The organism is Brevundimonas sp., from assembly GCF_052436175.1.
In the GTDB taxonomy this organism is placed as follows: domain Bacteria; phylum Pseudomonadota; class Alphaproteobacteria; order Caulobacterales; family Caulobacteraceae; genus Brevundimonas.
Genome location: NZ_JBQVNM010000007.1, coordinates 34,651 through 55,013, shown reverse-complemented (window position 1 = coordinate 55,013; position 20,363 = coordinate 34,651). Strand labels below are relative to the sequence as shown.

At 68.6% G+C, this 20,363-nt stretch carries 21 protein-coding genes and 2 tRNA genes; 6 read left to right on the top strand and 17 right to left on the bottom strand.

Annotation, left to right across the window (positions count from 1 at the left end):
• Window positions 1-34 precede the first annotated feature (34 nt).
• Window positions 35-1,132 carry an NADH:flavin oxidoreductase gene (locus ACT6QK_RS03270; protein WP_444596375.1) on the top strand — a complete coding sequence of 366 codons (1,098 nt, stop codon included), beginning with the start codon at window positions 35-37 and terminating at the stop codon, window positions 1,130-1,132.
• Between the two features lie 110 nt (window positions 1,133-1,242).
• Here the strand turns inward: ACT6QK_RS03270 and ACT6QK_RS03265 are convergent, their stop codons facing one another.
• From ACT6QK_RS03265 to ACT6QK_RS03240, 6 genes are all read right to left on the bottom strand, one after another.
• Window positions 1,243-1,563, bottom strand: a complete 321-nt coding sequence (locus ACT6QK_RS03265) for a YbjQ family protein (protein ID WP_444596374.1) — start codon at window positions 1,561-1,563, stop codon at window positions 1,243-1,245.
• A gap of 2 nt (window positions 1,564-1,565) precedes the next feature.
• On the bottom strand, window positions 1,566-2,093 hold the full coding sequence (locus tag ACT6QK_RS03260; protein ID WP_444596373.1) for a dihydrofolate reductase: 528 nt from the start codon (window positions 2,091-2,093) through the stop codon (window positions 1,566-1,568).
• Window positions 2,094-2,146: 53 nt separating this feature from the next.
• Complete coding sequence (locus ACT6QK_RS03255) at window positions 2,147-2,815, bottom strand: aquaporin (RefSeq protein ID WP_444596372.1); 669 nt, start codon at window positions 2,813-2,815, stop codon at window positions 2,147-2,149.
• Between the two features lie 123 nt (window positions 2,816-2,938).
• Window positions 2,939-3,241, bottom strand: coding sequence for a phosphoribosyl-ATP pyrophosphohydrolase (locus tag ACT6QK_RS03250; protein ID WP_444596371.1), 303 nt, complete (start codon window positions 3,239-3,241; stop codon window positions 2,939-2,941).
• Window positions 3,241-4,098, bottom strand: a complete 858-nt coding sequence (locus ACT6QK_RS03245; RefSeq protein WP_444596370.1) for a thymidylate synthase — start codon at window positions 4,096-4,098, stop codon at window positions 3,241-3,243. Before ACT6QK_RS03245 ends, ACT6QK_RS03250 begins: the two co-directional genes overlap by 1 nt.
• Window positions 4,099-4,970: 872 nt before the next feature.
• Window positions 4,971-5,513, bottom strand: a complete 543-nt coding sequence (locus tag ACT6QK_RS03240; RefSeq protein ID WP_444596369.1) for a DUF924 family protein — start codon at window positions 5,511-5,513, stop codon at window positions 4,971-4,973.
• Between ACT6QK_RS03240 and ilvC the strand changes: the two genes are divergently transcribed.
• Entirely contained in the window at window positions 5,512-6,528 is a 1,017-nt protein-coding gene (ilvC, locus tag ACT6QK_RS03235; RefSeq protein WP_444596368.1) for a ketol-acid reductoisomerase, read from the top strand. The two genes, ACT6QK_RS03240 and ilvC, sit on opposite strands and share 2 nt — an antisense overlap.
• A gap of 81 nt (window positions 6,529-6,609) precedes the next feature.
• Here ilvC and ACT6QK_RS03230 read toward each other — a convergent pair.
• Window positions 6,610-6,686 (bottom strand) — tRNA-Pro (locus ACT6QK_RS03230).
• Window positions 6,687-6,841: 155 nt separating this feature from the next.
• Between ACT6QK_RS03230 and ACT6QK_RS03225 the strand changes: the two genes are divergently transcribed.
• Window positions 6,842-6,915 (top strand) — tRNA-Gln (locus ACT6QK_RS03225).
• A 154-nt stretch (window positions 6,916-7,069) separates the two neighbouring features.
• On the opposite strand, the gene ACT6QK_RS03220 is transcribed toward ACT6QK_RS03225, so the two are convergent.
• The 5 genes from ACT6QK_RS03220 to ACT6QK_RS03200 all read right to left on the bottom strand — a co-directional run bounded on the left by ACT6QK_RS03220 (window position 7,070) and on the right by ACT6QK_RS03200 (window position 13,602).
• Complete coding sequence (locus tag ACT6QK_RS03220) at window positions 7,070-8,410, bottom strand: hypothetical protein (protein WP_444596367.1); 1,341 nt, start codon at window positions 8,408-8,410, stop codon at window positions 7,070-7,072.
• A 66-nt stretch (window positions 8,411-8,476) separates the two neighbouring features.
• Complete coding sequence (locus tag ACT6QK_RS03215) at window positions 8,477-8,815, bottom strand: hypothetical protein (protein ID WP_444596366.1); 339 nt, start codon at window positions 8,813-8,815, stop codon at window positions 8,477-8,479.
• Window positions 8,816-8,859: 44 nt separating this feature from the next.
• Window positions 8,860-9,420 carry a GNAT family N-acetyltransferase gene (locus ACT6QK_RS03210; protein WP_444596365.1) on the bottom strand — a complete coding sequence of 187 codons (561 nt, stop codon included), beginning with the start codon at window positions 9,418-9,420 and terminating at the stop codon, window positions 8,860-8,862.
• Window positions 9,417-11,642 (bottom strand): S9 family peptidase, encoded by a 2,226-nt coding sequence (locus tag ACT6QK_RS03205; RefSeq protein ID WP_444596364.1) that lies wholly within the window; start codon window positions 11,640-11,642, stop codon window positions 9,417-9,419. Before ACT6QK_RS03205 ends, ACT6QK_RS03210 begins: the two co-directional genes overlap by 4 nt.
• Window positions 11,643-11,817: 175 nt before the next feature.
• Window positions 11,818-13,602 carry an acyl-CoA dehydrogenase gene (locus tag ACT6QK_RS03200; protein WP_444596363.1) on the bottom strand — a complete coding sequence of 595 codons (1,785 nt, stop codon included), beginning with the start codon at window positions 13,600-13,602 and terminating at the stop codon, window positions 11,818-11,820.
• Window positions 13,603-13,740: 138 nt separating this feature from the next.
• Here ACT6QK_RS03200 and ACT6QK_RS03195 point away from each other — a divergent pair, with 138 nt between their 5' ends.
• The 3 genes from ACT6QK_RS03195 to ACT6QK_RS03185 are packed head-to-tail and all read left to right on the top strand — an operon-like array spanning window position 13,741 to window position 15,452.
• Complete coding sequence (locus ACT6QK_RS03195) at window positions 13,741-14,292, top strand: cytochrome b (protein ID WP_444596362.1); 552 nt, start codon at window positions 13,741-13,743, stop codon at window positions 14,290-14,292.
• 10 nt (window positions 14,293-14,302) lie between these two features.
• A complete protein-coding gene (locus ACT6QK_RS03190) occupies window positions 14,303-15,223 on the top strand; it encodes an L-threonylcarbamoyladenylate synthase (protein WP_444596361.1) in 921 nt (306 codons plus the stop codon).
• Between the two features lie 34 nt (window positions 15,224-15,257).
• Window positions 15,258-15,452, top strand: a complete 195-nt coding sequence (locus ACT6QK_RS03185; RefSeq protein ID WP_444596360.1) for a hypothetical protein — start codon at window positions 15,258-15,260, stop codon at window positions 15,450-15,452.
• Between the two features lie 45 nt (window positions 15,453-15,497).
• Here the strand turns inward: ACT6QK_RS03185 and ACT6QK_RS03180 are convergent, their stop codons facing one another.
• The 5 genes from ACT6QK_RS03180 to ACT6QK_RS03160 form a co-directional block, all read right to left on the bottom strand.
• A complete protein-coding gene (locus ACT6QK_RS03180; protein WP_444596359.1) occupies window positions 15,498-16,580 on the bottom strand; it encodes a patatin-like phospholipase family protein in 1,083 nt (360 codons plus the stop codon).
• A gap of 18 nt (window positions 16,581-16,598) precedes the next feature.
• Window positions 16,599-17,435, bottom strand: coding sequence for a 3-hydroxybutyrate dehydrogenase (locus ACT6QK_RS03175; protein WP_444596358.1), 837 nt, complete (start codon window positions 17,433-17,435; stop codon window positions 16,599-16,601).
• 75 nt (window positions 17,436-17,510) lie between these two features.
• Window positions 17,511-18,284: a peroxide stress protein YaaA gene (gene yaaA / locus ACT6QK_RS03170; RefSeq protein WP_444596357.1), complete on the bottom strand. Its 774-nt coding sequence runs from the start codon at window positions 18,282-18,284 to the stop codon at window positions 17,511-17,513.
• A gap of 76 nt (window positions 18,285-18,360) precedes the next feature.
• Window positions 18,361-18,852 carry a YybH family protein gene (locus ACT6QK_RS03165; RefSeq protein ID WP_444596356.1) on the bottom strand — a complete coding sequence of 164 codons (492 nt, stop codon included), beginning with the start codon at window positions 18,850-18,852 and terminating at the stop codon, window positions 18,361-18,363.
• Window positions 18,852-20,273 carry an FAD-binding oxidoreductase gene (locus ACT6QK_RS03160; RefSeq protein ID WP_444596355.1) on the bottom strand — a complete coding sequence of 474 codons (1,422 nt, stop codon included), beginning with the start codon at window positions 20,271-20,273 and terminating at the stop codon, window positions 18,852-18,854. The genes ACT6QK_RS03165 and ACT6QK_RS03160 overlap by 1 nt, the downstream gene beginning before the upstream one ends.
• Between the last annotated feature and the right edge of the window lie 90 nt (window positions 20,274-20,363).

Here is a 20,363-nt window from a genome sequence, read left to right as displayed (position 1 = left end):
TTCGCGGTTCCAGTCTTTCCTCCCGAGGCCCCGCATGTCCGTCGACGCCCTGTTCCGCCCCTTCACCATCAAGAACCTGACCCTGCCCAACCGCATCGTCATGGCGCCCATGACGCGGTCCTTCTCCCCTGGGGGCATCCCGACGTCGGACGTGGCGGCCTACTACCGTCGCCGGGCCGAGGGGGGCGTCGGGCTGATCGTCACCGAGGGCACGGTGGTGGAACGTCCGGCGGCCCGCAACGACGCGGCCGTGCCGGTCTTCCACGGCGAGGCCCTGCCGCAGTGGCAGACGGTGGTGGACGAGGTCCATGCCGCCGGCGGCCTGATCGCGCCGCAGATCTGGCACGTCGGCGCCGCGCGCGGCCAGGGCGAGAACTGGCAGCCGCTCGGCCAGGTCGACAGCCCCTCGGGCCTGGTGGCGCCGGGCAAGCAGAAGTACGAGCCGATGACCGAGGAGGACATCGCCGACACCATCGCCGCCTTCGGCCGCTCGGCCCGCGCGGCCCGTGACATCGGCTTCGACGCCGTCGAGATCCACGGGGCCCACGGCTATCTGATCGACCAGTTCTTCTGGAATGGCCTGAACGGCCGCGCGGACCAGTGGGGCGGCGCCACCATCGCCGAACGCGCCCGCTTCGGCGTCGAGGTGGTCAAGGCCGTGCGCGAGGGCGTGGGCGACGACATCCCCGTGATCCTGCGCCTGTCGCAATGGAAGCAGCAGGATTATGAGGCGAAGATCGGCCACACGCCCGATGAACTGGCCGAGTGGCTCCTGCCGCTGTCGGATGCGGGGGTGGATGTCTTCCACTGTTCGCAGCGCCGCTTCTGGGAGCCGGAGTTCGAGGGCTCGGACCTCAACTTCGCCGGCTGGGCCAAGAAGATCACCGGCAAGCCGACCATCACCGTCGGCTCGGTCGGCCTGGACGGCGAGTTCATGGCCGCCTTCCGGGGCGCGGGTTCGGAGCCGGCCTCTCTGGACGGTCTGATCGAGCGGCTGGAGCGGGACGAGTTCGACCTGGTCGCCGTGGGGCGCGCCCTGTTGTCCGATCCGCGCTGGGTCGAGAAGGTTCGCGAGGGCCGAACCGACGAACTCAAGGCCTTCGACCGTTCGCACATGGCCGAACTGACCTGATCGGATGGATTGGTGAGTAGTGCTAGTGAGTCGTGAGTGGTGACGCAGTGTTGAAGGCTCAGCCCGCACGATCCCTGCTCACTACTCACTACTCACGACTCACCGTTCCTTCACGCCGGCTCCACCACGACGGCGGTGCCATAGGCCAGCACCTCGGTGACGCCTTCCATGATCTCGTTGGCCTCATAGCGCATGGCGATCACCGCGTTGGCGCCCATGGCCTCGGCATGGGCGACCAGCTCCTGATAAGCCTCGGCCCGCGACGCCTCGGCCAGTTTGACATAGGCGCCGACGCGGCCGCCCAGCATGGACTGAAGCCCGCCGATGGCGTCGGAGATGACGTTGCGCGATCGCACGGTGATGCCGCGCACAAGTCCCAGGGTCCTAGTCACGCGATAGCCGGGCACGTCATTGGTGGTCACGATCAGCATGGTCAGATCCTCTCCAGAATGCGGAAGGTCATGGGGTGGTCGTCCCTCTCGCCCGGCGCCTGGGCGACGGCCTCGACCTCGGTCCACTCGGCCTCGTTGAAGTCGGGGAAGCGCACGTCGCCGTCCGGCGCGGCGTCTACCTCGGTGATATAGAGCCGTTTCGCGCGGGGCAGGAGGGTCTCGAACAGGGCCGATCCGCCGATGACGCAGACCTCGTGCACGTCGTCGTCCACGGCGGTTTCGCGCGCGATGTCGATGGCCTCGTCCAGGTTGGTGCAGACCACGGCGCCCTTGGCCTTGCCCTGTTCCTCATAGGACATGTCCCGCGTGAGGACGAGGTTCAGCCGGCCGGGCAGGGGACGCAGGGGCAGGCTCTCCCACGTCGCGCGGCCCATGATGCAGGGCTTGCCGAGGGTCACGGCCTTGAACCGCTGCAGGTCGGATCGCAGCTTCCACGGCAGGTCGCCGTCCTTGCCGATGACGCCGTTCCTGCCACGGGCGACCACGAGAGCGATCTGGGGAACAGGCATGGGCGTCTCCGGTCTTGGGGAACGGCACGAGGCCGTTCCCTTCGACACAATGCTTAGGCTGTCGGCTCCAGCAGTTTCAAGCGGAACAGCAGGGCGCCGATGATCGCGCCGATCGCCGGGGCCACGAAGAAGAGCCAGAGCTGGCCCAGGGCCTGACCGCCCGCCAGGACGGCGGGACCGAAGCTGCGGGCCGGATTGACTGAAACACCGGTCACCTGGATGCCGACGATGTGGATGACCGCCAGGGTGATGCCGATGGCCACGCCCGCGAACGGCCCGTGGGCCTTCTCGCCCGTCACGCCCAGGATCACGACCACGAAGATGGCGGTGAAGACGATCTCGAAGCTCAGGGCCGCCGTCTGGCCGTACTCGCCCAGATAACCGGGGCCCCAGCCGTTCTGGCCCAGATTGGCGAAGCCGGTCTTGGCGATCAGGCCCAGGATGGCGGCGCCGACCACGGCGCCGATGAACTGGGCGACCCAGTAGAGCGCCATGTCTTTCGCCGACATCCGCCCGGCGACGAAGGCCGCCAGACTGACCGCCGGGTTCACATGACAACCCGACACGGGCCCGATGCCATAGGCCATGGCCACGATGGCGAAGCCGAACGCCAGGGCGATGCCCAACTGGCCGACATTTTCTCCGCCCAGCACCGCCGCCCCGCACCCGAACAGGACCAGAACCGCCGTGCCGACCAACTCGGCCGCGAATTTCTTCAGCATGTTTTCCTCCCACGTTTCTTGCGCCGCCACGCGAGGTCGCGCGCGGATGCGGGGAGGGTGCGCCTGCTGTTATGGTCAAGCTAGCGGGAACGGCGCCGCTTAACGATTTTTGATATGTGAAGGTCAGCCCTCCGTCGGCTCCAGCCATTTCAGCCATTTGCGCTGCATGGCGGTCTCCAGATCGATGCCGGCGCGGGCGCAGTAGATCAGCAGCATGCCCAGCACGTCCGCCGCCTCGTCGCCCAGGGCCGTCTCGTCCGGCGTCCCGCGCGCCCGGCCGGTGAGGCGAAGATGCTCGGCCGTCAGCTCGCCCAGCTCCTCCTGAAGCTTCAGCAGTGCCCAATCGCGGTCGCGGTCGATGGCGTGTTCGGCGGCGTAGATGTCGGAGATGCGCAGGACGTCGGCCTGCAGGGCCTTGAGATCCATCAGACTGCGATCGGCGCCTTGATGTGCGGCCAGGGGGCGTAGTCGCCGAGGGTGAAGTCGGCCAGTTCATAGGCGAACAGGTCGGCTTTCGGCGTGATGGTCATGGTCGGCAGAGCCAAGGGTTCGCGCGTCAGCTGCAGTTCGGCCTGTTCGACATGGTTCAGATAGAGGTGGGCGTCGCCGAAGGTGTGGACGAACTCGCCGGGTTCCAGCCCGACGACCTGGGCCATCATCATCGTCAGCAGGGCGTAGGAGGCGATGTTGAAGGGCACGCCGAGGAAGACATCGGCCGAGCGCTGATACAGCTGGCAGCTCAGTTTCCCGTCGGCGACGAAGAACTGGAACAGGCAGTGGCAGGGCGGCAGGGCCATGTCATCCACGTCGGCCGGGTTCCAGGCGCTAACGATGTGGCGGCGGCCGTTGGGGTTGGTCTTGAGGCCGTGGACCAGCTTCTCGATCTGGTCGATCATCCGGCCGTCAGGCGCGGCCCAGGAGCGCCATTGCTTGCCATAGACCGGACCCAGCTCGCCCTCGGCGTCGGCCCATTCGTCCCAGATGCTGACGTTGTGGTCCTTGAGGTAGCCGATATTGGTCTCGCCGCGCAGGAACCACAGCAGTTCGACGATGATCGAGCGCAGATGCAGCTTCTTGGTCGTCAGGAGGGGGAAACCCCTGGACAGATCGAACCGCATCTGGCGGCCGAAGACGCCCAGGGTGCCGGTGCCCGTCCGGTCGTCCCGCCGCGCGCCGTTGGCCAGGATGTCGCGCAGCAGGTTGAGATACTGATGCTCCGGGTGGTCGGCCGGGGCGGGCGCCGTGCGGGCCTGGAGATCAGCGGGGGCGACCTGAGCGTTCATGCGGCGACCTTGAAGTCAGAAGGGGTGATTCGGAACGCTGAAATGATTCGGCGTCCACAGGAATCGGCTTGGGCCGGGGCAGGAGGCGGTTGAGACCCGGTCGCCCCCTCCATCACGGCGCTGAAGGAGCGCCGCGCCACCTCCCCATCGGCTTCGCCGACGGGGAGGACGAAGGGAGGCGTGCGTGATCGGCTTCACGGCGGGGGCCTGAAGGGATGGGAGGGGCGGAGCGCCGGGCCTCGCCCGGTCTGTGAGAATTTGAATACCGTTTCGACGAGCCCAGATGTCGGGCGAAATCTGAGACCCGAAGCAGGGCCCGATTTCGCCTGAGCGCTCCGCACGATGCCTGGACGGGAGCAGCGGTAGGCGGCGCTGTTCGCGTCTAGCCGCTTAAGCCCCCGGCGGGCGGGTCGGTTGGCGACAACCGATCCCCGGAACGGCCTGAGTAACCCCCTCGGCCCTCCCGGACTCGGCGGCGGCCTGTGCGGGAGGGACGAAACCCTTGCCACGACCGTCGTCGGGTTTCGGGCGGGGAAACCGAAATCTCCCCTCCCGCTGCATCGCCTCCACCACCCGCTGGTCGCCGGCCGACGGCCCTCCCGTGCGATGAAGCGGGGGTAGTATGAACGGGGTTGGGCGGGGTGATGGTTCGGCGCGGCGAGATTGAGGAAAGGCGTGGAGGATCAAGGGGAGACGCGGCTGAACCCGCACAGAATCCCTTCTCCCCTCGTGGGAGAAGGTGGCCCGGAGGGCCGGATGAGGGGGTGGTTCAGCCCTCCCTCATCCCAACCGCCGGGTCCGCATCGGGCGCCCCCTCATCCGTCTCGCTTCGCGAGCCACCTTCTCCCACGAGGGGAGAAGGGGAGTGGGGGTCAGCCGCCGAAGCCGCCGTTGTCGAGGAAGGTCTGTTCTTCGGGCGTGGTCTCGCGGCCGAGGCAGCGGTTCCGGTGGGGGAAGCGGCCGAAGCGGACGATGATGTCACGGTGGATGTGGGCGAACTTCAGCACCTCGGGCATGTCGGCGGAGAGGCGCACGGCCTCGTCCTGATCGGCGAGGTCTTCGGAATGCTCGAAGGGGGTGACGAAGAACTGGCGCAGGTCGGGGTCGAACGTCTGCGGGTAGCCGCGCGCCCAGGCCTGTTTCGCATACATCAGGCCCAGGCCGTCGGTGGCGAACTGGTGGCCCGTGCCGCGGTAGGAATTGCGCGGGTACTGGTCCAGCAGGACCATCAGGGCCAGGGCCCCCTCGGCGGTGTCCATCCAGTCGTCCAGTTCGCGCCGGGCCGCCGCCCAGTGCAGGGCGCGGGCGGCGTCGCGGAACTCGCGGTCGAAGGCCTCGTCCTTGGCGTACCATTTGGCGGGGCCGGCGTCTTTCCAGAAGGCGACGACGGAGGAAGGGGTTATGAGAACGGCCATGACCGAGACTCTACCCAATCCGCTGCCCGTCTTCCACGACCGCGACTGCGATCTGTCGATCATTCGCAACAAGCGCGTCGCCGTGATCGGATACGGCAGCCAGGGCCGGACGCACGCCCTGAACCTGCGCGACTCGGGCGTGGCCGACATCGTCATCGGGCTGAAGGCGACCTCGGCGACGCGGGCCAAGGCCGAGGCCGACGGCTTTCCGGTCATGACGGCTGGAGAGGCGGTGGCGGGCGCCGATGTGGTGGCGATGATGGTGTCGGACGAGGCGCACCGCGACCTGTATCGCGACGAGATCGAACCCAACATCCGGCCGGGGGCGGCCCTGATCTTCGCCCACGGCCTGTCGGTGCGGTTCGCGCTGGTGACGCCGCGCGCGGATCTGGACGTCATCCTCGATTCGCCCAAGGGCATCGGGCCGCGCATCCGTGATCTGTATGAGGCCGGGGAGGGGGTCTTCTGCCTGTTCGGGGTGCATCAGGACGCGACGGGCGGGGCCCACGCCCTGGGTCTGTCCTATGCGGCGGCCCTGGGGTGTGGACGCAAGGGGATTCTGGAGACGACGTTCGCCGCCGAATGCGAGAGCGACCTGTTCGGCGAACAGGTGGTCCTGTGCGGGGGCGTCGGCGAACTGATCGACGCGGCTTTCATGAAGCTGGTCAAGGCCGGATACCCGCCCGAGGTGGCCTGGTTCGAGTGCTTCTATGAGGTCAAGCTGGTCACCGACCTGATGTACGAGCGCGGCATTGCGGGGGCCTTCGGCAAGATCTCCAACACGGCGGAATACGGCGCCTATCTGACCGGCCCGCGCGTGATCGGCGAGGCGTCGCGGGCGGCGATGGACGGGGTGCTGGCCGACGTGCGCGACGGGTCGTTCGTGAAGCGGCTGATGGCCGACTACGACGCCGGGTCGCCGGAACTTCTGGCCCGGAGGAAGGCGCTGGGCGAACGCACGATCGAGGCGGTGGGGGCGCACCTGAGGGATGTGGCGGCGAAGGCGGGCGGCTGAGGGGCTGAAACGAAAAGAGCGCCTCCCGCAGGAGACGCTCCTTTTGTCGCATCCGGGGCCTCGGGAACCCCGTGAAGAAAATGGTCGGAGTGAGAGGATTCGAACCTCCGACCCCTGCCTCCCGAAGGCAGTGCTCTACCAGACTGAGCCACACTCCGACTTGGAGGCGGGCTTATAGCGAGGGGGCTGGAGGGCTGCAAGCGTCGATCTCGCATCGGCGAAATTTACGGTGAAACCGGGTGTTGCATCCCCGAACGCCTTGGCGTATTTCGACCGCCTCCCGGCGCTTCGGCCCGGGTTGCGCCGATCCTGCTGGGGAATGGTGTAATGGTAACACTCCGGTTTTTGGTACCGTCATTCTAGGTTCGAGTCCTAGTTCCCCAGCCATCGGCCCCTTCGGCCCTTCCTGACCTCAGCGCCTTTTCCGCCGCCGCGACTGCGCGCAGGAAAAGGCCCGACGCCTGTGTGAGCAGGAGCCGGGCCGGCAGTCTGTCGAGAACCCTCCCGACATCAGATCAGACGTCGCGGTTCGGCCTGCGCCTCATCCTATTTTCAGCCGCACGAAGACCATGCCGCCGTCCGGGTCGGCGCCGTAGGCGGTTTCCAGGGCGTCGGGCACGCGGTTGACCGAATAGAGGGCGGCGAGGCCGAACACCGTGGAGGGCGACAGCCGCCAGTCGCGGATGGCGCCGACCGAGGCCTTGGAGACAGTGAACAGGTCGCCGTGGCCGCCATGGGCGCCGGGCAGGAGTTCGTCGGTCTCGATCCGCTCGGCGCGGGCGAAGACGGTCCAGTCGGCGTTGGGATGGACGGCCGATTCCAGCATCCAGGCGTCCTTTGATTCGTCGTGGTCATTTGTCTTGCGTCCGAAGGCCAGGCTGGTGGACCACCAGCCCTCGGCGCCGAAACGGCGGGTGTGGATGGCGCTGGCCGAGAGTTTGGTCTCGTCCTCGTCGGGCTCCAGCTGCTCGGGGGCGGAGACGTCGGCCCAGGAGACCTGCAGCGCCCACTCCGGCGTCGGGTTGAAGGAGGCGCGAACGGACCAGCTGTCCAGACGCGGTTTGTCGATGTCCCAGCGATGCTGGTTCGGCTCCTGACCCTTGAAGGCCGAGGCCTCGAGCTTGAAGCGGTCGTGGGCCCAGCCCAGGGTGGTGACGCCGAAGACGATGTGGGTCGAGTCCAGCCAGTGGTGGGTGATCGGCGCCTCGGGACTGTCCATCGCGCTCATGCGGTGCATGAAGGCGGGCGGGCCGAAAGCGGGCTCTCCGGGCAGGCCGACGTAGGCGTAGAGGCTGTCTTTCTCTGTAAGCCGCCGGGAATAGGAGGCCGACAGCTCCATCAGGAAGTCGTGCGGATGCTGGCGATCGACCAGGGGATTGACCCCGTCGGCCGTCTCGCCCGCCGCCAGCAGCAGGGGATAGCCCTGTTTGCCCATCAGGGGATCGGGGCTGACCATGGCGCGCAGGTTCAGGGTCGAACCGTCGTCGAAGTCGCGGCGGGCGGCGCCCATCAGCATGCCGGCGACGAAGGTCTTCGATCCACCGCGCGGGCCGTTCTGGCGGTCATGGACAAGGTTGAACATGGCGTGGGCCATCAGGGACCAGTCGCCCGCCTGACCGTGCAGGCCGCCGTGTTCGGACACGTCGGGCTGCCAGGCGGTGCCCGAGGCGTCGCGGGTCATGGGCCAGGCGCCGAGAGGGCTGGTCATGGGCATGGCGTGGCCCATGGCGGCGTGATCCGCGTGGGGATCGGCGGGCGGGGTGTGGGTCGGGGCAGGCGTCGGCGGAGGCGTGTGATGCGAGTGATTCTGTGCCGCCGCCGTCTGGGCGAAGGCGAGCAGGGAGGCGGCGGCCAGCAGGCCGACACGGGTGGGGAAAGCCATCGTGGGCTCCTGTGAGAACTGAAATCCGGGTGCGAGGGCGGCTCTGCCGTCGCGCGAGGTCGGAGATCAGGCTTTCGGAGGCTCGGGCTCGGGGGCGGGGGTCAGGCCGGTGCGGATCGGCTGGAGCGCCGGCTGGACGCCGGGGCGGGCGAAGCGGATCGGCGTCGCGCCCGGCGCGACGGGGGCGGCGGCGGTGCAGGCGATGCAGCAGGCCATCAGCTTCATGGCCTTGGCGGGCGGTTCGGGCGCGTCCTTCCCGACGTCGCCATGATGGCCGGTCAGGGCCGGCGAGGCGCTCTCGTGGCAGGGGGCGGCCTCGGCGGTCGCTGCCGATGCGCTGACGGCGCCCAGACCGACCAAGGCCAGGGCGGCCACGAGGCTGAGCAGGGCCATCAGGATGCGCACGACGGCAATCTAGGCCTTGGCGGCTTTTGTCGCCACCCCATGCGTCAAAGGGGTATGCCGTCGGCGTCGGGCGTGGCTGCGCCACCGGGACCAAGCGCGCGCTGCATGAAGACCACGTCGCGCCATTCGTCGAACTTCCAGCCGACCGACGTCATCGTGCCGACCATCTCGAAGCCGCAGGCGGCGTGGAGGGCGACGGAGCCGGCGTTGGCTGAGTCGCCGATGACGCCCAGCATCTGGCGCAGGCCCAGGGCCTCGCAGCGGGCGATCAGTTCGACCAGCAGGGCCCTGCCGAGGCCTTTGCCCTGATGGGCGGCATCGACGTAGATCGAGTCCTCGACCGTGTAGCGATAGGCCGGGCGCGTGCGGAACGGCCCGGCGTAGGCGTAGGCGGCGACCCCGCCGCCGCCCTCGGCGACGAGCCAGGGCAGGCCGAGGGCGGTTATGGTGGCGTGGCGGCGGATCATCTCGCCCACGTCGGGCGGATCGAGCTCGAAGGTGCCCGTGCCGCCGGTCACGTCCTGGGCGTAGATGGCCGCGATGGCCGCCATGTCGCCCGCCGTGGCGTCGCGGATGACAAATTCCGGGGCTTTAGGGTCGCTCAAGCCTTTTCCCACCCCTTTTCAACGGCCCAGACGGCGAAGGCGTAGTCGTGGGCGACCTCCTTCAGATAGTCGAAGCGGCCGGAGGAGGCGAAGTGGCCCGCCTCCATGTTGATCTTCAGCAGGACCGGCTTGCCCGAGGTGGTGGCGGGGCGCAGTTTCGCGATCCACTTCTCCGGCTCCCAGTAGGTGACGCGCGGATCGCTGAGGCCGCCGGTCGCCAGCACGGCCGGATAGGGTTTGGCCTCGATCTGGTCGTAGGGGCTGTAGGAATACATGTAGTCGTAGGCCGCCACGTCCTCGATCGGATTGCCCCCTTCGGGCCATTCCGGCGGGGTCAGGGGCAGGCTGGTGTCCGACATGGTGTTGATGACGTCGACGAAGGGCACGCCGCCGATGACCCCGGCCCAGAGGTCGGGCCGCATGTTGGTGACGGCGCCCATCAGCATGCCGCCGGCCGACCGGCCCTCGGCGACGATGCGGCCCGCCTGGGTGTAGTTGTTCGCGATCAGGTGTTCGGCGCAGGCGATGAAGTCGGTGAAGGTGTTCTTCTTGGTCATGCGGCGGGCGGACAGGAACCAGTTCCAGCCCTTGTCCGATCCGCCCCGGATATGGGCGATGGCGTAGATGAAACCGCGGTCCACCAGCGACAGGCGGTTGGTCGAGAAGGTTGCGCCGATCGGGATGCCGTAGGAGCCGTAGCCGTAGAGCAGCAGGGGCGCCGAGCCGTCCACCGGTGTGGTCTGGCGACGCAGGATGGTGATCGGCACCATTTCGCCGTCCGAGGCCCGGGCATTCAGCCGTTCGACCACATAGTCGGCCGGGTTATGGCCCGAGGGCACGGTCTGGACCTTGCGCACCCGGCGCTCGCGCGTCGCGAGGTCGTAGTCGTAGGTGGTCGTGGGGGTGGAGGGGGAGTTGTAGGCGTAGCGGGTGATCGTCGTGTCGAACTCCGACGCGCCCTGAAGCGACAGGGCGTAGGCGGGCTCGTCCACCGCGATCTCGTGCTCGGCGCCCGCGCGGTCGCGGATGACGATGCGGGTATTGGCGTCGGCGCGTTCCTGACGCGCCAGATGGCCGCTGGTCAGGCTGACGTTTTCGATGAAGCGGCCGGGCGTGTGGGCGACGAGATCGGTCCAGTTCGCCTTGCCGGGCGTGGCGGTCGGGGCCTGGACGATCTTGAAGTCCATGGCGTCGTCGGCGTTGGTGCGGATCACCCAGCGGTCGCCCCAGTGATCGAGGTCATAGAGCCGGCCTTCGTGGCGCGGCTCGACCAGGGTCGGGGTCGCGGTCAGGTCCGAAGCGGGGATGATCCGGCTTTCCGAGGTCTCCTGATTGGCGATGTTGATGACGAGGAAGGCCTCGTCGGCGGTGAGGCCGACGCTGATGAACATGCCGTCGTCGGTTTCCTCATAGACCAAGGTGGTCTCGCCGCCGCGGGCCGGGCGGCGGAAGATCTTGTCCGGGCGGCCGTTGTCGTCGCGGTTGGTCCAGAAGATCCAGCGGCTGTCGGGCGAGAAGACGAAATTGCCGCCGGTGTCGCCGATCACGTCCGGCAGGACCTCGCCCGTGGCCAGGTCCTTGATGTAGATCCTGAAGACCTCGGAGCCTTGCGCGTCCTCGGCATAGGCGAACAGGGCGTGGTCGGGGCTGTTGGCCGTCGCGCCCACCTCGGAATAGGCCTTGCCCTCGGCCAGGAGGTTGGCGTCGAGCAGGAGTTCGGGCGTCGGGGCCTGGATGAAGTTGACCGTGACGTCCTTGCCGTCTTCGCGGAAGGTCCCCGAGCGGGCGACGCGCATGTAGCGCGGGTGCTGTTCGCCGGTGCGGTATTCGGTGAAGTACTCCCAGCGGCCGTCGGGCGAGGGGACGGAGCTGTCGTCCTCCTTGATGCGGCCCTTCATCTCCTCGAACATCGCGGCCTGCATCGGCAGGGTCGAGGCCATGACCGCCTCGCGATAGGCGTTCTCCTCGGTCAGGTGCGCCTTGACGTCGGCCTTGATGAGGGAGGGGTCTTTCAGGACCGCCTGCCAGTTGTCGTCCTTCATCCACTGATAGTCGTCGGTCCGGGTGCGACCCAGCTGCTCGATGACGACCGGGATTTTCCGCGCGACCGGCGGCGTGGGCAGGCTTGAGGACATGGAGGATCCGGGGGCGGCGAGGGCGGCGGGGGCGGCGGCGACCACGGTCGTGGCGGCGGCCGAGGCGAGAAGTTCGCGGCGGTTCATGGCGCGGGTTCCAGACGGAAAACTGAGGCGGACCATGGGCGAGCGGAGCCGTGAAGGTCAATGCGGGAGTGGGGCGGCCGCGCGGACTTTCGAGACCCCGTCGCCCCCCTCCGTCACGGCGCAAGCGGCGCCGCGCCACCTCCCCATGCTGCGCACGGGGAGGACCAGGGCGGATTCAGGCGACCAGGACGTCGCGCGACATGCGTTCGAGCAGGTCGCCGCCCTGGCCGATGGCGGCGAGGCGGCTGGAGGCGTGGCCGAGGACGTTGGCGGCGTAGACCTCGTAGAGGGCGATCTTGCCGTTCAGCCAGGCGGCGTCGCCGTCGCCGGCGTCGAGGCGGGCCTTGGCGGCGAGCGCCCCTTTGGCCAGCATCCAGCCGCCGACCACGTCGCCGAGCAGTTTCAGATAGGCGTCGGCGCCGGCCAGGACGTCGGCGGCCGCATCCTTGTCGGCCTTCCTGTCCAGCAGCCAGAGGGTGGCGTCCTCGACCGCCTCGACGGCGTTGACGAAGCGTTCGACCGGCTTGCTGGAATAGAGTTTGCCGAGCGGGGCGATCGTGGCCTTCATCTCGGCGATCAGGGCCTTGGCGCTGTCGCCGCCGTCCATCGACAGCTTGCGGCCGACGAGGTCCATGGCCTGGATGCCGTTGGTGCCTTCGTAGATCGGGGCGATGCGGGCGTCGCGATAGTATTGGGCCGCGCCGGTCTCCTCGATGAAGCCCATGCCGCCATGGATCTGGACGCCGAGCGAGGCGACCTCGCAGCCGACATCGGTGGACCAGGCCTTGGCGATGGGGGTGAAGAGATCCTCGCGGCCCTTCCAGCGCCTCCGGTCTTCTTCGGTCGCGGCGTGTTTGGCGAGGTCGGCGGCGACGCCAGTCGAGAAACAGATAGCGCGGGCGGCCTCGATCTTGGCCTTCATCACCGACAGGGTGCGGCGCACGTCCGGGTGGTCGAAGATCGGGGCGTTGCTCTGGCCGGTCCAGACCGAGCGGCCCTGTTTGCGGTCCAAGGCGTAGTTGAGCGCGTGTTGATAGGCGCGCTCGGCGATGCCGACGCCCTCGACGCCGACGGCGAGGCGGGCGGCGTTCATCATGACGAACATGTGCGACAGCCCCTCGTTGGGCTGGCCGACCAGGGTGGCGCGGGCGCCCTCGTAGCTCATGACGCAGGTGGGGGAGGCGTGGATGCCCAACTTGTGCTCCACCCCCACGGGGCGGAAGTCGTTGCGGCCGCCGAGACTGCCGTCGTCCTTGACCTCGAACTTGGAGGCGAGGAACAGGCTGATGCCCTTGGGTCCGGGAGGGGCGTCGGGCAGGCGGGCGAGGACCATGTGGACGATGTTGTCCGTGGCGTCGTGGTCGCCCCAGGTGATGAAGATCTTCTGGCCGTTCAGGGCGTAGGTCCCGTCGCCGTTCGGCGTGGCGGTGGCCGTCAGGGCGCCGAGGTCCGAGCCTGCCCCCGGCTCGGTCAGGACCATGGCGCCGGTCCATTCGCCGGAGACGAGCTTGGGCAGATAGACGGTCTTCTGTTCCTCTGTTCCATGGGCCTCCAGCGCCTCGATGGCGGCCAGCGACAGCATGGGGCAGAGGCCGAAGGCCATGTTGGCCGAGTGGACGGTTTCATAGGCGGCCAGTTCCAGCGCCTTGGGCAGGGCCTGTCCGCCGGCCTCTTCCGACGCCGTCAGTCCGGTCCAGCCGCCCTCGGCGAATTGGCGATAGGCGTCGGCGAAGCCGGGGGCAGCGGTGACCGAACCGTTGGCGTACTTCGCGCCCGCCAGATCGCCCGGGCGGTTCAGGGGGGCCAGGACCTCTTCGGAAAACTGGCCCGCCGCCTCCAGCACCGCGCCCATCAGGTCGGCGTCATAGTGGGGGAAGGCGCCGGTGTCGGCGACCGCGTCGATGCCGGCCACGGCCGAGAGGCTGAAGGCGATGTCCTTGACGGGCGCGCGATAGGTCATCGGAGGTTCCTTGCGTAAGCAGACGAAGTGCGTGTCGATTCCTTCATGCCGCGTTGCCGTATCGGCATGCAAGCGACTTGGCGTCGCCGCGACGCTTTGCGATGGTGGATCAACCCGCGTCGCATGAGAGAGTCGCCCATGGCCGAGCCCCGCAACCGCTATTCGACCGTGTCTCTGGTGCTGCACTGGGGCATCGCGGCCTTGGTTCTGGCGCAGGTGTGTCTGATCACCCTGCACGAGGGCGCCCCGGACGGCGCCCCTGACCCCTATATCGGTTGGCACAAGTCGGTGGGGCTCTCCATCCTGGTCCTGACCTTGGTGCGGGTCGGCTGGCGGTTGATGAACCCCGCCCTGCCGGCGCCGCCGGGCACGCCGACCTGGGAGAAGGTCGCGGCGCGGACCGTGCATGTCCTGTTCTATGTCCTATTGATCGCCATGCCGATGACGGGTTGGCTGGCGTCCTCGGCGGGCGGGCGCGAGATCGAATGGTTCGGCCTGTTCCCATGGCCCCTGCTGCCGGTCGAGGGCGGGCGAGAGGCCGCTCGCAGCCTGATGGGGCTGCACGGGCTGGTGATGAAGGGGCTCTATGTCCTGATCGCCCTGCATGTGCTGGCGGCGCTGAAGCACCAGTTTCTGGATCGGGACAATGTGCTGCACCGGATGATCCCGATCATTCCGCGTCGGCCATGAGGGGCTGGGCGTGAGCGCTTCCGACCGTCAGGCGGCGGAGGCCCTGGCGGCGGGTGGGCTGGTGATCCTGCCGACCGAGACGGTCTATGGCCTGGCGGCGGATGCCGCCAATGCGGACGCGGTGGCCGCGATCTTCGAGGCCAAGGGACGGCCGCGGTTCAACCCCCTGATCGCCCATGTCGCCGATGCCGCGGCGGCGGAGCGGGTCGCGGTGTTCGACGCGCGGGCGCGGGCTCTGGCCGACGCCTTCTGGCCGGGGCCGATGACCATCGTGGCGCCGGCTCGGGATCGGGTGGCGGTCTGTGATCTGGCGCGGGCGGGACTGGACAGCGTGGCGGTGCGGGTTCCGGGCCATGCGCGGGCGCGGGCGGTGATCGACGCCTTTGGCGGGACGGTGGTGGCGCCCTCGGCCAACCGCTCGGGGCGTCCCAGTCCGACGACGTTTGCGGATGCGGTGGAGGAGACGGGTGCGGCGGCGGCGGCAGCCGTGGACGGCGGGCCCTGCGCCGTGGGGGTGGAGAGCACGGTGGTGTCGGTGCTGGACGGACGGGTCGCCCTGTTGCGGCCGGGGGCGGTGACGGCCGAGGAGCTGGAGGCCCTGGTCGGGCCGCTGGATCGCGGGGGCGGGGAGGGACATCGCTCGCCGGGGCGGCTGGCCCTGCATTATGCACCGGACGCCCCGGTGCGGATCGAGGCGGAGGCGGCGACGGCGGGCGAGATCCTGCTGGGCTTCGGGCCCGGCGTCGGCGATCCGCGCTGGAGCCTGAGCGCGAGCGGAGACCTGCGCGAGGCGGCGGCGAATCTGTTCCGGCTGCTGCGCGAGGCGGACCGGGAGAAGCCGGTGGGGATCGCGGTGGCGGCGGTGCCCACGACCGGGCTGGGCGAGGCGATCAACGACCGGCTGCGCAGGGCGGCGGGATTCGTGGGGTAGGGGCGTTGTAGGCTGGCCGTGCTAGGGTCGGCGCATGAGCACCTCAGACGACACGCCCGCCATCGAACCTGCGGCCGAAATTCCGGGCGAAACCCCCGTTCAGCGCGCCCTGCGCCTGAAGAAAGCGGCTCTCGAAGCCCGGGCCAAGCCGCCGCGCGGGGGGCGATTCCAGCGCGAGCAGGCGGCCAAGATCGCGGCGGGCAAATCCCGGCCGTGGATGTCGAAGTAAGGCGGTGATCCTGTCCTCCCCAAGCGAAGCTTGGGGGGACAGGGCCTACGAAAACCGGGCCTGGAGGTCCACGCTGGACCTCACGCCCACGGCGTCGAGGCAGGATCCCAGCCATTCCTCCGCCGCCTCGCGGCCCTTGGCTTTCAGGCGGTTGAGGAAGGTCCATTCGGTGTTGAATTTGGAGGCGGCGGTCAGGTCGTCGAGCCAGCCGTCGGCCTCGAGGGCGTGCATGCGGACGTTCCGATAGCGGCCGCGGGCGTCCTCGGTCAGGCGGCCTTCCTCGAACAACTCCTGCATGAAGGCGACGGCGCGGAGTTCGGCGGTCAGGGGGGCCGAGAAGGCGATCTCGTTCATCCGGTCCATGATGTCGCCGGCGGCGCGGGGCGTCTCGGCCCGCTCGAACGGGTTGAGGGTCATCAGCAGGATGTCGTCGGGGGTGTCGCCCTCATACAGGGGCCAGAGCGGCGGATTGGCGAGGTAGCCGCCGTCCCAGTAGGGCTCGCCGTCGATCTCCACGGCCTGGAACAGGTGGGGCAGGCATGCCGAGGCCATCAGCACCTGATCGGTGATCTCCGGCGAGGTGAAGATCCGGGCGCGGGCGTGGCGGACCTGGGTGGCGGCGACGAAGAACTTCACCTTCGACGTGCGGACGGCTTCGAAATCGATCGAATCCTCCAGAACCCGTTTCAGAGGATTGAGGTTGAAGGGATTGAATTCATAGGGGCTCATGGAGCCAGCCAGGGTCTCCATGGAGCGCCACATGGGGCTGTCCTTGATCCAGCCGGGCGTCAGGGCGGCGCTCCAGATGGCGCTGTCGCCGAACACGTTCTTGCCGCCCGAGCGGTTGGTCTCGCGCCAGAGGGTGTCGAGTGCGGCGCGTGCGCCCTCTGCGCCGCCGGTCGCCAGTCCGGAGATCAGGGCCGCGCCGTTCATGGCTCCGGCCGAGGCGGCGGAGACGGCGCGGATGTCGAGGCGGTCGTCCTCCAGCAGCCGGTCCAGCACGCCCCACTGGAAGGCGCCGTGGGCCCCGCCGCCCTGAAGGGCGAGGCAGATCGGGCGTTTGCCGGTCGGCGGGGCTGTCTTCGACCTGGCTGCCGGGGCGGAGGTCTTGCGGGTGAAGAGCGCCATGAACCCCCGGTCAGTCGGCTATTGGGCGGTCCAGCCGCCGTCGATGGAGAAGGTGGTCCCGCTGGCGCCCGCGCCGGCGTCGGAGACGATGTAGAGGAAGCAGCCGACCAGCTGTTCGACCGTGATAAATTCCTTGGACGGCTGTTTGGCGAGGATGATGTCCTCCATCACCTGTTCGCGCGGCATGTTGTTGACCCGGGCCTGATCCTCGATCTGTTTGTCCACGATGGGGGTATGGACGAAGCCGGGGCAGATGGCGTTGCAGGTGATTCCGTCGCGCGCCAGTTCGAGGGCGATCGTCTTGGTCAGGCCGACGACGCCGTGCTTGGCCGCGACATAGGCGGCCTTGAACGGGCTGGCGACCAGACCGTGGGCCGAGGCCATGTTGACGATCCGGCCACGCCCCTGGGCCTTCATGATCGGGATGGCGGCCCGGGTGGCGTAGAAGGCCGACGACAGGTTGATGGCCAGGATCTGCTCCCACTTGTCGGTGGGGAAGGTCTCGACCGGGTCGACGTGCTGGATGCCGGCGTTGTTGACCAGGATGTCGAGGCGGCCGAGCTCGCGATGGGCGTAGGCGACCATGTCGGCGACCTGATCGCCGTGGGTCATGTCGGCGCCGTGATAGAGGACGCGGACGCCGTGGTCGGCGGCCAGTTTCGCCCGGGTCGCCTCGATCTGGGTCGGATCGCCCAGGCCGTTCAGCACCACGTCGCCGCCGCGCGCGGCCACGGCCTCGGCCAGGGCCAGGCCGATGCCGGAGGTCGAGCCGGTGATGACGGCGACCTGACCCTTGAGGTCTTCAGGGCTGCGATAGGCGGGTGATGACACGGCGTCGGGGCTCGACTGGGACATGAGGGGGACGCTTCCGGGTGGTTTCTGCTTTTCAGCCCAGCTTAGGCGAGTGCGAGTGCGAAGGCGACGGGGGAATCAGGAATTTCCCGATCGGGTGAATATCCAGTCGCGGTCGCCTGACGCCGCCTTGTTGAAGCGATAACCCTCGACCTCGAAGGCCTTGAGATCTTCGGGGTTCTCGACACGGCGGTCGATGGCCCAGCGCGCCATCAGGCCGCGCGCCTTCTTGGCGAAGAAGGAGATGATGCGGCTCTCGCCGTCCTTTTCCTCGCGGAAGTGCGGGGTGACGACGGGCAGTTTCAGCGCCTTGGCGTCCACGGCGCCGAAATACTCCTGACTGGCCAGGTTGATGAGGACGGGATGGGCGTGGCCCTCCGCATCGGCGTTGAGCTGTTTCGAGATCCGGTCGTCCCAGAAGTCGTAGAGGCTGGCGCCGCGCCGGGTCTTGAGCCGGACGCCCATCTCCAGACGATAGGGCTGGATGCGATCGAGCGGACGCAGCAGGCCGTAGAGGCCGGACAGGATGCGCAACCGGTTCTGGGCCCAGTCGAGGGAGGCGCGGTCCAGATCGCGGGCCTGAAGCCCCTGATAGACGTCGCCAGCGAAGGCCATGACGGCCTGGACGCCCTCGTCGGTCTTGTCGGCGTCGAAGGCCTTGAAGCGTTCCTGATTGAGCTTGGCGAGGTCGGCCGAGATCCCCATCAGGCGGCGCAGGTCGGCCTGGGTCTGGCGTCGGGCGGTCTTGGACAGGCTGACGATGTCGTCGTGAAAGCGCGGCGCCGTGGCCGGCAGAGCCGGATCGGTCTCGGTGAAATCCAGCCGCTTGGCCGGGGACAGGACAATCAGCAAGGCGCGGCTCCTTCGTTAGCCCGCCACATAGGCTGCTTCGGCGACGATTTGAACCGCATGGGTTCGAAGGTCGCGATCAGGGTGTCTCGATCGGATGGGCCGAGACGTGGTTGAGGGCGATCACCCAGCGGCCGTCGATCTTGCGGAAGAGGCGGGTGTTAATCCCCTCCATGGAGTTCTCGGGGCGGATCAGGCGGTAGCGGCCGATCAACTGGGCCGCGTCGGGGGCGAGGAACTCCACCGTCATGTCCGAGAAGGTCAGCTCGCCGCGCGATTCGGGCGTGGGGCCGTAGTTGCGGATGTACTCGTCCAATGCCCCCTGCCAGCCGTCCTTGATGCGGCCGCCGGAGACGAAGATCACGCCGGGGTTCTTGAAGCCCTGCATGTAGCCGCGATAGTCGCCCCGGTTCCACGCCGCCTGCATGTCGGCGATGACGGTCAGGATGGCGGCGCGCTCGGCCGTATCGTCGAAGGGCGGCGGCGGCAGGATCGTGGTCTGGGCCATGGCAGGCGCGGTCACGGCGACGGCGGCGACGGCGATCAGCCCGGCGAAGCTTCGGCGGCGCATCAGAACAGCACCTTGGGGTTCATGATCCGCTTGGGGTCGATGGCGGCGCGGACGGCGGACATGGTCGCGATCTCCAGCGGGGTCTTGTAGCCCCGCGCCTCCTCGGTCTTGAGGCGGCCCAGGCCGTGTTCGGCCGAGATGGAGCCGTGGTAACGGCCGACGACGCTGTGGACGACGGCCGAGCCTTCCTTCCACCGGGCGATGAAGGGCGCGACCTCGGCGCCCTCGGGCGGCAGGATGTCGTAGTGGAGGTTGCCGTCGCCGATGTGGCCGAAGACCGAGACGCGGGCGCCGGGATGGAAGGCCTCCACCGCCGCGCCGGCCTCGTCGATGTAGTCGGGGATGCGGGAGATGGGCACGGAGACGTCGTGCTTCCAGCCGCCGCCCTCGGGTTTCAGCGCCGCCGAATGCTCCTCGCGCAGGCGCCAGAACTCGGCGCGCTGGCCGTCGTTCTGGGCGATGGCGGCGTCGGAAATCAGCCCGGCCTCGAAGGCGGCCTCCAGCACCCGCTCCATCGCCGCCTCGGCCCCGCCGGGCGCGCCGTCGGCCAGCTCGATCAGCACGTACCAAGGCGGGGTCGTGTCCAGCGGCTCGCGGGTGTCGGGGATGTGTTTGAGGACGAACTCCATCCCCATCCGCTTCATCAGCTCGAAGGCCTCGACGCCGCTGCCGGTCTCGGCGCGGGCGCGCTCGAGCAGTTCGATGGATGCGGCAGGGCTGTCGATCCCGACGATGGCCACGGCGCGCGACCGCATGATGGGGAAGAGCTTGAGGGTGGCGGCGGTGATGATCCCGAGCGTGCCCTCGGCCCCGATCAGCAGCTGTTTGAGGTCGTAGCCGGTGTTGTCCTTCCTGAGGCGCTTCAGGCCATGAAAGATTTCGCCGTCCGGCATGACCGCCTCGATGCCCAGCACCAGGTCGCGCATCATGCCGTAGCGCAGCACCTGGGTGCCGCCGGCGTTGGTCGAGATATTGCCGCCGATGGTCGCCGTCCCCTCGGCCGCGAGGCTGAGCGGGAAGTAGCGTCCAGCGGCGGCGGCCTGTTGCTGGGCCTCCAGCAGGGTGACGCCCGCTTCGACCGTCATGGCGTCGTCCAGGGGCGTGACGTCGCGGACGCGGCGCAGCTTCTTCGTCGAGAGCAGGACCTCGCCGAAAGGGATCTGGCCGCCGACCAGGCCGGTGTTGCCGCCTTGAGGGGTGATGGCCACGCCGGCCTCGGCGCAGATGCGAACCGCCGCCGCGACGGCCTCGGTGGTCTGGGGCGTCAGCAGGATGGGGGTGTGGCCGGTCCAGCGGCCGCGCCATTCGGTCAGGTGGGGGGCGATCTCGAAGGCGTCCTCGGTCCAGCCGCCCGGGCCGAGCGCGGCCTTCAGCGCGTCGATGACGACGGGATCGACGGGAGGAGAGGAGGGGGAGTCCATGGCGTCCTTTTCGCAAAGCCCTCGGCTCGGCGAAAGGCGAAAGCTAGGGTGGGTGCAAGGTTTTCGCCCGGATCCGATCCCTGATGCCCG